Annotated in this window: 11 protein-coding genes; 2 read left to right on the top strand and 9 right to left on the bottom strand. The window is 62.5% G+C overall.

The window, feature by feature from the left end; genetic code table 11:
• Positions 1 to 52: 52 nt before the first annotated feature.
• From M5C01_RS22920 to M5C01_RS22960, 9 genes are all read right to left on the bottom strand, one after another.
• Positions 53 to 1,390 (bottom strand): metallopeptidase TldD-related protein, encoded by a 1,338-nt coding sequence (locus M5C01_RS22920; protein WP_152741126.1) that lies wholly within the window; start codon positions 1,388 to 1,390, stop codon positions 53 to 55.
• Positions 1,390 to 2,832: a TldD/PmbA family protein gene (locus tag M5C01_RS22925; RefSeq protein ID WP_152741125.1), complete on the bottom strand. Its 1,443-nt coding sequence runs from the start codon at positions 2,830 to 2,832 to the stop codon at positions 1,390 to 1,392. The genes M5C01_RS22920 and M5C01_RS22925 overlap by 1 nt, the downstream gene beginning before the upstream one ends.
• Positions 2,833 to 2,977: 145 nt before the next feature.
• A complete protein-coding gene (locus M5C01_RS22930; RefSeq protein WP_103498132.1) occupies positions 2,978 to 3,673 on the bottom strand; it encodes an RraA family protein in 696 nt (231 codons plus the stop codon).
• A 268-nt stretch (positions 3,674 to 3,941) separates the two neighbouring features.
• On the bottom strand, positions 3,942 to 5,645 hold the full coding sequence (betA, locus tag M5C01_RS22935) for a choline dehydrogenase (RefSeq protein ID WP_152741124.1): 1,704 nt from the start codon (positions 5,643 to 5,645) through the stop codon (positions 3,942 to 3,944).
• Between the two features lie 89 nt (positions 5,646 to 5,734).
• The gene (betB, locus tag M5C01_RS22940) at positions 5,735 to 7,207 is read right to left on the bottom strand and encodes a betaine-aldehyde dehydrogenase (RefSeq protein WP_152741123.1); all 1,473 of its coding nucleotides are present in this window, start codon (positions 7,205 to 7,207) and stop codon (positions 5,735 to 5,737) included.
• A gap of 108 nt (positions 7,208 to 7,315) precedes the next feature.
• Positions 7,316 to 7,909, bottom strand: coding sequence for a transcriptional regulator BetI (gene betI, locus M5C01_RS22945; protein WP_152741122.1), 594 nt, complete (start codon positions 7,907 to 7,909; stop codon positions 7,316 to 7,318).
• 211 nt (positions 7,910 to 8,120) lie between these two features.
• Entirely contained in the window at positions 8,121 to 9,299 is a 1,179-nt protein-coding gene (gene choV, locus M5C01_RS22950; protein ID WP_152741121.1) for a choline ABC transporter ATP-binding protein, read from the bottom strand.
• A complete protein-coding gene (gene choW / locus M5C01_RS22955; RefSeq protein ID WP_103498304.1) occupies positions 9,296 to 10,141 on the bottom strand; it encodes a choline ABC transporter permease subunit in 846 nt (281 codons plus the stop codon). The genes choV and choW overlap by 4 nt, the downstream gene beginning before the upstream one ends.
• A gap of 69 nt (positions 10,142 to 10,210) precedes the next feature.
• Positions 10,211 to 11,158, bottom strand: a complete 948-nt coding sequence (locus M5C01_RS22960; RefSeq protein ID WP_103498301.1) for a choline ABC transporter substrate-binding protein — start codon at positions 11,156 to 11,158, stop codon at positions 10,211 to 10,213.
• A gap of 442 nt (positions 11,159 to 11,600) precedes the next feature.
• On the opposite strand from M5C01_RS22960, the gene M5C01_RS22965 reads away from it, so the two are divergent.
• The gene (locus M5C01_RS22965) at positions 11,601 to 12,980 is read left to right on the top strand and encodes an L-serine ammonia-lyase (protein WP_152741120.1); all 1,380 of its coding nucleotides are present in this window, start codon (positions 11,601 to 11,603) and stop codon (positions 12,978 to 12,980) included.
• 578 nt (positions 12,981 to 13,558) lie between these two features.
• Positions 13,559 to 14,662: a GlxA family transcriptional regulator gene (locus M5C01_RS22970; protein ID WP_103499851.1), complete on the top strand. Its 1,104-nt coding sequence runs from the start codon at positions 13,559 to 13,561 to the stop codon at positions 14,660 to 14,662.
• The last annotated feature ends 15 nt before the right edge of the window (positions 14,663 to 14,677 follow it).

Genomic DNA, 14,677 nt, shown 5'->3' on the forward strand with positions numbered 1-14,677 from the left:
GCAAGCCCTGCTCCTACAGGTTTTGCGGTGTCCGTGAGAGCGGACTCCAGGTTTACAGGGTCAGGGTCAACTTGCTGATCAACGCCCCCGGCAGCAGGTTCGACGCGGTCTGTCGCTGGTCGTAGGTGCTCGCCGACAGCAGCAGCTCGCGTTCCTGGGTCAGGGCTTCCAACTGGCTGCCCAACAGGCTGTAGACACTGTCATCGAAGCGCATGGTGCTGACCGGCGCCTGGATCTCGCCGTTCTCCACCCAGAAGGTGGCGAAGCGGGTCATGCCGGTCATCCGCGCCGCCGGTTGGTCCGAGTAGTTCAGGTACCACAGGTTGCTGATATACAAGCCGGTGCCCAGTCGCTTGAGAATATCGGCCTGGGCCAGTTGCCCGGCGCGCATCTGCAAGGCACCGGGATACTCGCCGCCGCTGGCACCGTTGGTGGTCAGCCCGTACTCGGCGGCACTGCGGGAGTTGATCAACTGCTGGTCCGCCGCGCCCGCGGCCACCAACGACACATCGGCACGCGGATAGCCTTCGTTGGAAAACGCCGGGCTCAACGAACCGCTGATCTGCTCGCTGAGCCAGACGCTGGGACTGAAGCTGGCTTCACCCGCGTAAAGCTTCTGCAGCGGACTGTGCTTGCTACCAATGGCCTGGGCCGAGAAACCGCCCCAACTGAGCATGCCCATGACTTCTTCCAGCGCCGCCGGTGCCAGGTAGGCGCGATACTCGCCCGGCGCCAGGGTGCGCAACGGTCGGCCGAGAAACTCGAGTTGCTCACGGGCCTGCTGGAAGCGCCGGGCAAAGCCGTCGCTGTTCCAGTCATGGCCGGCGTAGCTGGCTTTCACCGCCTGGCCGTTTTCGTGGAACAGGCTCCAGTCGAAGTTGAAACTATTGGCCTGGTGCCAGCCAAAGGCCCCGTCGGAACTGGCAAAGCCCCGGCTGATGGGACCGGCGGCGTAGAACCCGACCAGGTCCAGGCCGACCGAGGCGCGGCTGATTTCCTCCAGTACTCGCGCCGTCTCCGGCAACGGATGGCTCTGCACGTTCTGGCTTTGCCAGGCGTTGTGGTTGAGCAGCAGGTACGGGTCCGCCGGCAACAGCGGGAGGATTTCGCGCAGTTGTTGCAGACCGTCCGCCAGGCGCTGACGGTCCGGCTCAGGTTCGCCGGAGAGGGTGATCTGCAAGTCGGCGTGGCGACCGTCGTCGATCAGCTTGAAGCTCAAGCTGGCCTGTTGCACCTGCCCGGCCTGGCGCACCCGGCCGTGATTGAAACGGATAAAGTCCGACGACTCGGCGGCATAACCCAGGGTGAAACGTTCCGTGGCGTGCAGTTGTTTCTGCAAACCCTCGACCAGCGCGCGGAAGTGTTCGACCTGACTCAGTGAAGTACTCATCAGGCATCTCCTCCAAACACATCGACATTACTGAAGACGCAGGCGGGCGAGGCATGCCCGACGCGGATCACCTGGTTCGGCTCGCCCTTGCCGCAATTCGGCGTGCCCAGGACCTGGAAGGTCTCGGCGTTGCCGACGGCGCTGAGATTGCGCCAGAACTGTGCGGAAATTGCCCGGTAGTTGGGATTCTTCACCACGCCCTTGAGCTCGCCATTTTCGATCAGCTGGCCCCACTCGCAGCCGAACTGGAATTTGTTGCGGGCATCGTCGATGGACCAGGAACGGTTGGTGGACATCAGGATGCCTTTCTCGATACCGCCGACCAGTTGGGCGAAGGACTGGTCGCCCGGTTCGATATTGAGGTTGGCCATGCGGTCGATGGGCGCGCGGTTCCAGCTGCAGGCGCGGCTGTTGGCGACGCCGTCGAGGCCGGAGCGGAACTGCGACAGCGCGCCGCCCAATGGACGCAGCAGGCGGCCTTCGCGAATCAGGAATTCCTTGTGGGCTGGGGTGCCGTCGTCGTCATGGCCGTAGCTGGCCAGTTGTTGCGCGATGGTCGGATCGAAGGTCACGTTGAGCAGCGCCGAGCCATATTGCAGGCTGCCGAAGTCGCTGGCCTTGACGAAGCTGGTGCCGGCGTAATTGCGCTCGTCGCCGAGGATGCGGTCCAGCTCCAGCGGGTGGCCGATGGATTCGTGGATCTGCAGGATCATCTGGTCCGGGGTCAGCAGCAGGTCGCGCGGGCCTTGCGGGGTATTGGGCGCCAGTAGCAATTGCAGGGCCTGGTCGGCTATCCGGGTGCCGGCGCCGATCAGTCCGGAGCGGCCGATGACATCGGCGCTGCCTTGCTGGCCGAAGTTTTCCCGGCCCAGGGTGCGGGTCTGGCTGTCCGCGCCGTCGTAGGCGGTGACGCTCAGGCCCGGGTAGACGAAGCGCAGGGCCTGGCGCAGTTCGGCGCCGGCGTTGTTGAGGTAGATCTGTTCGACCTGGGTCAGGCCGAGACTGACTTCCCAGTTGACCAGCCGCTCATCCTTGGGCACGGCGGCGGATTCGGCGCCGAGCAGGGCGTAGCAGTCGCTCAGGGACGGGAAGGGCTGGTCGAGCTGGGGCGAGCGGTAATCGGCGCGGTCGCTGGACACGGCCTGTTGGCGCAGGTCGAGCAGGGCGTGGGGGGCCATCAGGCGGGCGTAGTTTTCGGCACGTTCGAGGGCGCTTTGCAGGCCGGCCTGGGACAGGTCGTTGGTCGCGGCATAGGCTTCGACGCCGTTGACGCGGACGGTCAGCATCGCGCCTTCGTCGAGGCGCAGGCTTGGGGGTTCCGCGACGTTCTTGCGCACCGACAGGTATTGGCCGGATTCGCGCACGTAACGCAGCGAGAAGAATTCAGCGCCCGTGCGCAAGCCGGCGAACCGTTGCTTGAGCTGGGGGTGGAAGTCGAACATGGGGAACCTCCTTGTGCGGGGTGTTCGGGAGGGCCTCTTCGCGGGCAAGCCCTGCTTCTACAGGGTAGTGTCGTACACAAGTGCCGTGAACGACGAAAAACTGTAGGAGCAGGGCTTGCCCGCGAAGCTCTTGAGGCTGTTGACCTTAGAGCGGGCAGCCCTTGGCGCGCAGGATCGCGTCGAAGCGGTCCGGGTCCAGGGTGCCGGCTTCAATCGCCGCCAGCGTCGCCTTTTCCCGCGCCAGCAGGTCGTGGCAGCGGATCAGCAACTCCGGCAGTTCGGAGCGGGCCGCGGCGACAACGCCGTCACCGTCGCCGATCATCAGGTCGCCCGGGGTCACCAGCATGCCGGCACAGGAAATCGGTACGTTGATCTCGCCACCGCCGTCGGTGCTCGGGCCACGGTGCACGCCGCCGATGGCGTAGGCCGGCAGTTCGCCGGTCTGCCATTCGTCGAGGTCGCGCAGGGCGCCGTTGATCACCACGCCGACGATACCGGCCTTGAGGGCCATGGCGCGCATGATGCCGCCGAACACGGCGCGGGTCAGGTCGGCGCTGCCGTCGATCACCAGCACATCGCCCGGACGGGCCATCTGCATGGCCTTGAGGATCATCAGGTTGTCGCCCGGGCGCACGCGTACGGTCAGGGCATTGCCGAGCATCGGGGTGTTGCCGTGGAACGGTCGCAGGCCCAGCCCACCGACGTTACGACCGAGGCAGTCGCTGACCGCGGCGGCCGGGATTTTGCTGAATTCCGTCAGCCACTTGGGGTCCATGGGCTCGGGGTTGGGATTGATCAGGTAGCCGGTGGGCCATTTGCTCGAAGATACGACATCAAACATGGGAAAGCCTCGTGGCCAGCAATGTGGCGGTGTGTCGAATTGGGGCGGGGGTGAAACGTTTGCGCGCCATTAGATTAGGCCTGCGCGGTGGGTAGGAGCAAGGGTAGGGCGGTGTGGGGATTGTTTACGTTGTGTGGTGGGAGATTGATGTTACCTGAACTGACGCATTCGCGGGCAAGCCCTGCTCCTACAAGGTGGTGGCGTACACAAATTCTGTGAACGACAAAAAACTGTAGGAGCAGGGCTTGCCCGCGAAGCTTTTCAGGGATTACTGCGCAGTGCGGCTCACTTCACGCAGCGGCTTGCCGCGTACCGGCGCCTCACCCGCCACATAGTAGTCGGCCTTGCTGCGCGGCAGTGGCTGGCGGCCACGGATCTTGTCGGCGATTTTCTCGGCGATCATGATCGTCGGCGCGTTCAGGTTGCCGGTGGTGATGATCGGCATGATCGACGCGTCGACCACCCGCAGGCCTTGCATGCCATGCACGCGACCCTGGCTATCGACCACCGCCATCTCGTCGGTGCCCATCTTGCACGAGCAGGACGGGTGGAAGGCGGTCTCGGCGTGCTCGCGGACAAACTGGTCCAGTTGCTCGTCGGTCTGCACCTCGATCCCCGGGCTGATTTCACGCCCACGGTAAATATCCAGGGCCGGCTGTTGCATGATTTCCCGGGTCAGGCGGATGCCGTCGCGGAATTCCTGCCAGTCCTGCTCGGTGGCCATGTAGTTGAACAGGATGCTCGGGTGCTGGCGCGGGTCCTTGGACTTGGCCTGCACCCGACCGCGGCTCGGCGAACGCATGGAACCCATGTGCGCCTGGAAGCCGTGCTCTTTCACGCCGTTGCTGCCGTTGTAGTTAATCGCCACCGGCAGGAAGTGGTACTGGATATTCGGCCACTCGAATTCCGGGCGGGTGCGAATGAAACCGCCGGCTTCGAACTGGTTGCTGGCGCCGATGCCGGTGCCGTTGAACAGCCATTCGGCACCGATGGCCGGCTGGTTCCACCACAGTAGCGACGGGTACAGCGAGACTGGCTGGGTGCAGGCGTATTGCAGGTACAGCTCCAGGTGGTCCTGGAGGTTTTCACCGACGCCGGGCAGGTCGTGGACCACCGGGATATCCAGGCTTTGCAGGAGCTTGGCCGGGCCGACGCCGGAGCGCTGGAGGATCTGCGGCGAGGCGATGGCGCCGCTGCACAGCAGGACTTCCTTGCGGGCGCGGACTTCGACCGGTTCTTCGGCCGAACCCAGCAGGTAACGCACGCCGACCGCACGCTTGTCTTCGAACAGAATCTTGTCGGTCAGGGCGTGGGTGACGATGGTCAGGGTCGAGCGCTGCTTGGCCGTGTCCAGGTAACCACGGGCGGTGCTGGCGCGACGGCCCTTGGGCGTGACGGTGCGGTCCATCGGACCGAAACCTTCCTGCTGGTAGCCGTTGAGGTCGACGGTACGCGGGTAACCGGCCTGCACGCCGGCTTCGACCATGGCGTGGAACAGCGGGTTGTTGCCGGCCTTGGGCGTGGTCACGCTGACCGGGCCTTCGCCGCCGTGATAGTCGTTGGGACCGATGTCACGGGTTTCGGCCTTGCGGAAATACGGCAGGCAGTCGAGGTAGGCCCAGTCTTCCAGGCCGGGCAGCTTGGCCCAGCCGTCGTAGTCCAGGGCGTTGCCACGGATGTAGCACATGCCGTTGATCAGCGAGGAGCCGCCGAGGCCCTTGCCGCGACCGCATTCCATCCGGCGACCGTCCATATGCGGTTCCGGATCGGTTTCGTAGGCCCAGTTGTAGCGCCGGCCTTGCAGCGGGAAGGCCAGGGCGGCGGGCATCTGGGTGCGAAAGTCGAAGCGGTAGTCGGGGCCGCCGGCTTCGAGCAGCAGGACGGTGACACCGGCGTCTTCGGTCAGGCGGGTGGCCAGGGTGTTACCGGCGGAGCCGGCACCGATGATGATGTAATCGAATTCTTGGGACATGAAATGCAGCCCTCGTTGAAGTGGGTCGGGCTTGTCGGGTCGCCGCATCGCCGCGAAGACGGCCTTACGGGCAATACAAGACTCGGGTCTTAGAACACCGAGGCGTAGTCACCCAACTCGACCTGTACCGATTTGATCCGGGTGAAGTTGTTCAGCGAGCTGATGCCGTTTTCACGGCCGACCCCCGACTGCTTGTAGCCGCCGACCGGCATCTTGGCGTCGGACTCGCCCCAGGCGTTGATCCAGCAGATACCGGCTTCCAGTTGATGAATCACGCGGTGGGCGCGGTTCAGGTCGCGGGTCACCACCCCGGCGGCCAGGCCGAAGTCGGTGTCGTTGGCGCGGCGGATCACTTCTTCTTCGGTTTCGTAGCTGAGGATGCTCATCACCGGGCCAAAGATTTCTTCGCGGACGATGGTCATGTCATCGCTGCAATCGGTGAACACGGTCGGCGCGACAAAGGCGCCCTTGGCGAACTCACCGGCGCTCAGGCGTTCGCCGCCGCACAGCAGGCGCGCGCCTTCTTCCTTGCCCTTGGCGATGTAGCCCAGCACGCTTTCCATATGGGCGAAGCTGACCAGCGGGCCGAAGTTGGTGTTCTCGTCTTCCGGGTTACCGACGCGAATCCGCGCCACACGCTCGACGATCTTGGCTTCGAACGCAGCTTTCAGATGGCTCGGCACAAACACGCGGGTGCCGTTGGTGCAGACCTGGCCGGAGCTGTAGAAGTTGGCCATCATCGCGGTGTCGGCGGCGCGATCGAGGTCAGCGTCGTCGAAAATGATCAGCGGCGACTTGCCGCCCAGTTCCATGGTCACGTCCTTGAGCGACGAGCTGGAAGCGCTGGCCATGACTTTCTTGCCGGTGTCGGTGCCGCCGGTGAAGGAGACTTTTTCGATACGCGGGTGCTCGGTCATCCAGGTGCCGACTTCACGGCCGCTGCCGGTCAGTACGTTGAACACGCCGTCCGGTACGCCGGCCGCGGTGTAGATCTCGGCCAGTTTCAGGGTGGTCAGCGAAGTGACTTCACTTGGCTTGAAGATCATTGCGTTGCCGGCGGCCAGGGCCGGGGCGGATTTCCACAGGGCGATCTGGATCGGGTAGTTCCATGCACCGATACCGGCCACCACGCCCAGCGGCTCGCGACGGGTGTAGACGAACGAGGTGGTGCGCAGCGGAATCTGCTCGCCCTCGATGGCGGGCACCAGGCCTGCGTAGTACTCCAGCACATCGGCACCGGTGACGATGTCGACATAACGGGTTTCCGAGTAAGCCTTGCCGGTGTCGAGGGTTTCCAGGGCGGCCAGTTCGTCGTTGCGCTCACGGAGGATGTCGACGGCGCGACGCAGGATGCGCGAACGCTCCATGGCGGTCATCGCGGCCCAGATTTTCTGGCCCTTCTCGGCACTGACCACGGCCCGCTCGACGTCTTCCTTGGTCGCGCGTTGCACTTTGGCGAGAACTTCACCGTTAGCCGGGTTGATGGCATCGAAAGTGGCATCGCCGCTGGCGTCGGAGTAACCGCCGTCGATGTAGAGTTTTTGCAGTTCGAAACGGGCCATAGTGTCCTCGCAAGTGCATAAGTGGTTGGCGTTAACCGCCAGGTACGCCAGTAAGGCTCTGGCAACACCGGTCGGCAGTCGTTCAGGGGCCGAGCGTTTCCCGGTGCTCTAGCGCTCCTGCTTAGCCAGTTGGAAATCCATGTATTCGTAAGCGATCCGTTGCGCCTGCGCGGTGTCGAAAGCGTCTCCCGATAACGCGCCGCGCAACCACAAACCGTCGATCAGCGCGGCCAGCCCGCGTGCGGCGCTGCGGGCTGCGGGCAGCGGCAGGACGCGGCGGAACTGGCAACACAGGTTCGAATACAGACGGTGATCGTTGATCCGCTGCAACCTGTGCAAAGACGGGTGGTGCATGCTGGTGGCCCAGAAGGCCAACCAGGTTTTCATGGCCGGGCCATTGACCTGGCTGGCATCGAAGTTGCCTTCGATAATCACCCGCAGATGGGCCTGCGGGCTGTCGTCTGTCAGTGCCAGGCGACGCGCGGCGACGTTCTCGATCAGGACATTCATCAGGTAGCGCATCGTGGCGGCGATCAGGCCATTCTTGTCCTGAAAATAGTGGCTGATGATGCCATTCGAAACCCCGGCCAAGCGGGCGATCAGCGCAATGCTGGCATCCGCCATCCCGACCTGGTCGACCGCCGTCAACGTCGCGGCGATCAATTGCTGACGGCGTATGGGTTGCATACCGACCTTGGGCATCGTGCACCTCTCCTCAGACCTGTTGGTAGCCAGGAAGCGGCTACCGGCATGGGGACCAGTCTATTTTGTTTTGATTGAACGTTCAATTAACAAAAAACCGAGGTTACGACAAATCACCGTTATCCGGTGGCTCTTCCCCTGCGGTCAGCGGTAAAACGACATTCCGAAAACAAAGACGCCGCGATGCGCTCGCGGCGTTTTTGCATCGGTCTCAACCGAGGTTCTTGCCCAACAGCGCGTGGTACAACTCGCTGTCGCCGAGAATCCCCACCACCTTGTTGTTGTCGTGCAGCACCAGCTTGTGGCCGGTCTGGTAGCGGATCTGCAAGGCATCGCGCATACCGATGTTCGAATCCACCAGGGTCGGCGTACGCCCCAGGCCTTCCACCGCTTGCCCCTGCACCCAGCTTTGCAGGTTCAGGACGGAACCGTTCTGGCGGGCACCCTTGACGGTGTTGCCTTCGGCCAGGTCGATCCACGAATCGCCGCCCGGGTCGAGGCACACCGAACCGTTGACCCGCTTGCAGTTGTCCAGGGTGCGCATCAGGCTGCGCCCGCACAGCACATTGAGCGGATTGGTGTGGGCGACGAAGGTACGCACATATTCGTCCGCCGGGTTGAGCACGATGTCTTCCGGCTTGCTGTACTGGATGATCCGGCCGTCTTTCATGATGGCGATACGGCTGCCCAGCTTCAGGGCTTCATCCAGGTCGTGGCTGACGAACACGATGGTCTTTTGCAGCTTGCGTTGCAGGTCCAGCAGTTCGTCCTGCAAGCCTTGGCGGATCAGCGGGTCGAGGGCCGAAAAGGGTTCGTCCATCAACAGAATATCGGCGTCCATCGCCAGGGCGCGGGCCAGGCCCACGCGTTGTTGCATACCGCCGGACAGTTCGTCGGGCTTCTTGTTGCGCCATTGTTCCAGGCCGACCAGTTGCAGCTTCTCGTCCACCAGTTGGCGGCGTTCCTTTTCAGGACGACCCTGCATTTCCAGGCCGAAGCTGATGTTCTCGCGCACCGTCAGCCAGGGCATCAGGGCGAACTTCTGGAACACCATGGCGATGCGCTTGGTGCGCATCATCTTCAGTTCCGCGTCGGTGCAGTTGGCGATGTCGATCTGCCGGCCTTCATGCTCGACGAACAAGTGGCCACGGCTGACCGTGTTCAAGCCGTTGATGCAGCGCAGCAGGCTGGACTTGCCGGAGCCGGACAGCCCCATCAGCACGCAGATCTCGCCTTTCTCGATTTCCAGGCTGGCGTTTTCCACACCGACGATCTGGCCGGTCTTTTTCAGGATCTCTTCACGCTTGAGGCCTTTGTCCAGCAACGCGAGGGCCTCTCGCGGGTTCTTGGAGAAGATGACGTCTACCTTGTCGAAGCGAATGATGCTCATGCGTCACCCCTTACCTGTGCGTCGGGTTGTTTGCAGATACGGTCGAGCATGATTGCCAGCAATACGATCGCCAGGCCGGCTTCGAAGCCGAGGGCGATATCAGCGGTGTTCAGTGCGTTGACCACGGGTTTGCCCAAGCCATCGGCACCCACCAGCGCGGCGATCACCACCATCGACAACGACAGCATGATGCACTGGGTGACACCGGCGGCGATGCTCGGCATGGCGTGGGGCAGTTCAATCCGTGAGAGCAGTTGACGACGCGAGCAGCCGAAGGCCTTGCCGGCGTCCATCAGTTCTTGCGGTACATCCTGGATACCCAGGTAGGTCAGGCGGATGGGCGCGGCAATCGCGAACACCACCGTGGAGATCAGACCGGGGACGACACCCAGACCGAACAGGGTCAGGGTTGGAATGAGGTACACGAAGGTCGGTACGGTCTGCATCAGGTCGAGGACCGGACGCATCAGGGTGTAGAACATCGGCTTGTGCGCGGCAACAATGCCCAGCGGCACGCCGATCACCACGCAGACCAGGGTGGCGAACATCACCTGGGCCAGGGTTTCCATGGTTTCCTGCCAGTACCCCAGGTTGAGGATCAGCAGGAAGGAGGCGATCACGAAGGCGGTCAGCCCCCATTTGCGCTGGATCAGGTGGGCGATCGCCGCGATCAGCGCGATCAATGCCAGCGGATTGAACCAGGCCAGCGCGAAGGTCACGCCGTGGATCATCGCTTCCAGCGTCGAGGCGATGAAATCGAAGTAGTTGGCACCGTGCTTCGTCAACCATTCGACGAACGCCGCGATGTACTGGCCCAGGGGGATTTTATGTTCAGTCAGCATGGTATTGAACGTCCACATGCGGGGAAATAAATGCCAGTCCAGGCGGGCGAACCCGCCCGGACGTGGCGGTTATTGCGCGAGCTTGGCTTTCACGGCTTCCAGGCCTGGTTTACCGTCAATGGTGGTCACGCCCGCCAGCCAGGTGGTCAACACCTGTGGGTTCTTCTTCAGCCACGCCTTGGCAGCGGCTTCAGGCTTCATCTTGTCGTCGAGGATGTTGCCCATCAGCGAGCTTTCCATGTCGACGGTGAACTCGAGGTTCTTCAGCAGTTGGCCGACGTTGCTGCATTCCTGGGTGTAGCCCTTGCGGGTGTTGGTCAGGACGGTCGCGGCGCCGAAGTCAGGGCCGAAGTACTCATCACCACCGGTGAGGTATTCGATCTTGAAGCGCTTGTTCATCGGGTGCGGCGCCCAGCCCAGGAAGACCACGGCGGTGTCGCGTTTCTGCGCACGGTCGACCTGCGAGAGCATGCCGGCTTCGCTGGACTCGACGACCTTGAAGCCGGCGTCTTTCAGGCCGAAGGCGTTCTTGTCGATCATGCTCTGGATCAGGCGGTTGCCGTCGTTGCCCGGCTCGATGCCGTAGATCTTGCCGTCCAGTTCCTTCTTGAACTTGGCGATATCGGCGAAGTCATGCAGGCCCTTGTCGTACAGCGCTTGAGGGACGGCGAGGGTGTACTTGGCGCCCTTGAGGTTGGTGCGCACGGTTTCCACGGTGCCGGCATCACGGTAGGCCTTGATGTCGTTTTCCATGGTCGGCATCCAGTTGCCGAGGAACACGTCCATGTTCTTGCCGTCGGCCAGGGACTTGTAGGTCACCGGCACGGAAATCATCGTGGTCTTGGTTTTGTAGCCCAGGGCGTCGAGTACCACGCTGGTGGTGGCGGTGGTGGCGGTGATGTCCGTCCAACCGACATCCGAGAAGTTAACGGTACTGCACTGTGCTGGCTCTGCGGCTTGGGCCAGCATCGGCAGACTCAGCATGGCGGCCAACAACAACGACGGGGAACCTTTCATGGGGTGGACTCCTGGATGTTTATTTTTGGCAGTGGTCCGACTGGACGATCGCGCTTAGTTATTTTGTGTTGCGGTTGTAGGCGCTGAGGACGGCTCTACCCCGGTGCCTTGCAATCGAGTCGAGACTGATCATGTACCAGCCTAAATCTGTCGCCTACAGGGTGCGTCGTATCCAGTACAGGGAGGGTCGCTTCCAGTGTCGGTGAGGTCGTTTACAGCTTTTTTCCGGCCTTTTTTCCCCTCTGCGCCGCAAAAAAACGCCGAAAATTACCTGTGCGCGGACGCTGGCGTTGCTGGGCATGGGTGCGTCGGTGTGAGACGTCGTGTGGGCTTTCAAAAGGCTGATGATGCTTTATCCCGGCGGATTGCGATGCTTGAGCGTAGCAGCTTCGCCACCGGACGCTCAGGCGTCTGGAACAGGCACTCAGAGGACTTCGCAACAATGGCAATCAGCGTGTTTGACCTGTTCAAGATCGGCATCGGCCCTTCCAGCTCCCATACCGTGGGGCCTATGCGCGCTGCGGCGTTGTTCGTCCAGGGGCTGCGTGAGCGTGGCGAACTGGAGCAGGTGACGCGGGTTGAAGTGCAGCTTTACGGTTCGCTGTCGGCCACCGGCATCGGTCATGGCAGCGACAACGCGGTGATCATGGGCCTGATGGGCGAATGGCCGGATGCGATCGATCCGTCGCAGATCGGCCTGCGCATCGCCACCTTGCGGGAAACCGACACCTTGCTGCTGGATAACCGCCTGGCGATTCCGTTTGTCTGGGCGCGGGACATGCGCCTGATCGACGAGAACCTGGCCTTTCACCCCAATGCCATGACCCTGGTCGCTTTCGGCGAAGAAGGTAAAGAACTGCATCGCGATACCTACTACTCGGTGGGCGGCGGTTTTGTCGTCGACCAGGCCCAGGCGGAAAGCGGCGTGGCGGACATGGACCGCACGGTGCTGCCGTATGATTTTTCCAGCGCGGTGGAATTGCTCGAGTTGTGTCAGCGACATGGCCTGAGCGTTGCCGAACTGATGCTGGCCAATGAAAAGGTCTGGCGGGGTGAGGACGAGATTCGCAGTGGCCTGATGAAACTCTGGCGGGCGATGCAGGATTGTGTGGAGCAGGGGCTCAAGCACGAAGGCATCCTGCCTGGCGGTTTGAATGTGCGCCGGCGCGCGGCCAAGTTGCACCGCAGCCTGCAGGAACTGAACAAGCCCAATGTGATCGGCTCGACCTTGAGTGCGATGGAGTGGGTGAACCTGTTCGCCCTGGCGGTCAACGAAGAGAACGCGGCGGGCGGGCGCATGGTCACGGCGCCGACCAACGGCGCGGCGGGGATTATCCCGGCGGTGCTGCATTACTTCATGAAGTTCAGCGAGGTGGTGACCGAGGCCAATGTCGTCGACTATTTCCTCGCGGCGGCGGCGGTGGGCATCCTGTGCAAGAAGAACGCCTCGATCTCGGGAGCCGAGGTCGGTTGCCAGGGTGAAGTGGGTTCGGCTTGCGCCATGGCGGCGGCGGGGTTGGCGCAGGTGCTTGGGGCGACGCCGGAGCAGTTGTGCAACGCGGCGGAAATCGGTCTGGAACACAATCTGGGGCTGACTTGCGATCCTGTCGGCGGGTTGGTGCAGGTGCCGTGCATCGAGCGTAATGCGATTGCGGCGGTGAAAGCGATCAATGCGGCGCAGATGGCCTTGCGTGGTGATGGTCAGCACTTTATTTCCCTGGACCGGGTGATCCGCACCATGCGCGATACCGGGGCCGATATGCATGACAAATATAAAGAGACTTCGCGGGGTGGGTTGGCGGTCAGTGCCGTGGAGTGCTGATCCAGGGGATGTAGTGATTGTGCCGGCCCTTTCGCGGCGGTGCGGCGATCCGACAAGCCCTGCTCCTACAGGGTGGTGGCGTACACAAGTTCTGTGAACGACGAAAAACTGTAGGAGCAGGGCTTGCCCGCGAAGACGTCAGCCCAGGCAACATAGAATAAAACCTGTGCACAAATCGCCCATTCACCCCAAGGCGCGCCACCTTTTGGCGCGTCGCAAACAGGTAACTGGTAGCCCTTCGCAACACCCGCTTTTCACCCCGTTACCGCCGGTCGACCGTGCTTGCGGTGACACTCCTTCCCGGCGCCGCTCAGCGCCCGGAACACAAGTGCTACCGAAGTGCTCAAGCCCCTTGAGCCGGGCGCTTACAGACCTTTCCCACGCCTTATAACCCGCACTCGTGGCAAGGGCTATATAGACACACCGCGACGTCGTTTTCAGGAGTTATTGAATACCCATTCAACTTTCGGCATGGCAATTGCTCTGTCATTGCAAAGCCCCTCTCCGCGAGAGATCGAGGGCCATAACAAGAGCCTCCGCCTGAGGCCATCACCCGCTTTGTGTGAGGAGATTTCGCGATGACGTCGTTCCAGCCCGGGGCTCAACCCCAGAACCGTGCGCCTCAATCCATCGGCTTCCTGCTGCTGGACAATTTCACGCTCATTTCCCTGGCTTCCGCCGTAGAACCCCTGCGGATGGCCAACCAATTGTCCGGCCGCGAGCTGTATCGCTGGACGACCCTGAGCGTCGACGGCGGACAGGTCTGGGCCAGCGACGGCCTGCAGATCACCCCTGATGCCTCCATGCACAAAGCGCCGGCCATGGACACCGTGATTGTCTGCGGCGGCATCGGCATTCAACGCACCGTCACCCGTGAACATGTGTCCTGGTTGCAGAGCCAGGCGCGTCAATCGCGCCGCCTCGGCGCCGTGTGCACCGGCAGTTGGGCCCTGGCCTGCGCCGGGTTGCTCGACGGTTTCGATTGCAGCGTGCACTGGGAATGTCTGGCTTCGATGCAGGAAGCCTTCCCACGCGTGGCCATGAGTACCCGCCTGTTCACCCTCGACCGTAACCGCTTCACCAGCTCCGGCGGCACCGCGCCGCTGGACATGATGTTGCACCTGATCAGCCGTGATCATGGTCGTGAGTTGTCGGCGGCGATTTCGGAGATGTTCGTCTACGAGCGTATCCGTAATGAACAGGATCACCAGCGTGTGCCGCTCAAGCACATGCTCGGCACCAACCAGCCGAAGCTGCAGGAAATCGTCGCGCTGATGGAAGCCAACCTGGAAGAGCCGATCGACCTGGACGAGCTGGCGGTGTATGTCGCCGTGTCCCGTCGACAGCTGGAGCGGTTGTTCCAGAAGTACCTGCATTGTTCGCCGTCGCGCTACTACCTGAAACTGCGCTTGATCCGGGCGCGGCAGTTGCTCAAGCAGACGCCGATGTCGATTATCGAAGTGGCGTCGGTGTGCGGGTTTGTTTCGACGCCGCACTTCTCCAAGTGCTACCGCGAGTACTTCGGTATTCCGCCGCGTGACGAGCGTGTGGGTTCCAACACTACGCAGCAGGTGGCGATGATGCCGATTCCGCAGGCGTTGGTATTGGCGCCGTTGTCCGGGCCGATGTCGGCGTTGAGCCAGGCGCGTAATGAGTCGACGTTTGCCAGCGTGAGGCTCTAAGCCCGGGTCGCCTTC

The sequence above is a fragment of the Pseudomonas sp. MWU12-2319 genome (assembly GCF_023242525.1).
GTDB lineage: Bacteria > Pseudomonadota > Gammaproteobacteria > Pseudomonadales > Pseudomonadaceae > Aquipseudomonas > Aquipseudomonas gingeri_D.

What these genes read in the sequence shown, in the direction of transcription:
- M5C01_RS22920 (WP_152741126.1), bottom strand. Translation starts at nt 1,390, where the DNA reads ATGAGTACTTCACTGAGTCAGGTCGAACACTTCCGCGCGCTGGTCGAG.
- M5C01_RS22925 (WP_152741125.1), bottom strand. Translation starts at nt 2,832, where the DNA reads ATGTTCGACTTCCACCCCCAGCTCAAGCAACGGTTCGCCGGCTTGCGC.
- M5C01_RS22930 (WP_103498132.1), bottom strand. Translation starts at nt 3,673, where the DNA reads ATGTTTGATGTCGTATCTTCGAGCAAATGGCCCACCGGCTACCTGATC.
- betA (WP_152741124.1), bottom strand. Translation starts at nt 5,645, where the DNA reads ATGTCCCAAGAATTCGATTACATCATCATCGGTGCCGGCTCCGCCGGT.
- betB (WP_152741123.1), bottom strand. Translation starts at nt 7,207, where the DNA reads ATGGCCCGTTTCGAACTGCAAAAACTCTACATCGACGGCGGTTACTCC.
- betI (WP_152741122.1), bottom strand. Translation starts at nt 7,909, where the DNA reads ATGCCCAAGGTCGGTATGCAACCCATACGCCGTCAGCAATTGATCGCC.
- choV (WP_152741121.1), bottom strand. Translation starts at nt 9,299, where the DNA reads ATGAGCATCATTCGCTTCGACAAGGTAGACGTCATCTTCTCCAAGAAC.
- choW (WP_103498304.1), bottom strand. Translation starts at nt 10,141, where the DNA reads ATGCTGACTGAACATAAAATCCCCCTGGGCCAGTACATCGCGGCGTTC.
- M5C01_RS22960 (WP_103498301.1), bottom strand. Translation starts at nt 11,158, where the DNA reads ATGAAAGGTTCCCCGTCGTTGTTGTTGGCCGCCATGCTGAGTCTGCCG.
- M5C01_RS22965 (WP_152741120.1), top strand. Translation starts at nt 11,601, where the DNA reads ATGGCAATCAGCGTGTTTGACCTGTTCAAGATCGGCATCGGCCCTTCC.
- M5C01_RS22970 (WP_103499851.1), top strand. Translation starts at nt 13,559, where the DNA reads ATGACGTCGTTCCAGCCCGGGGCTCAACCCCAGAACCGTGCGCCTCAA.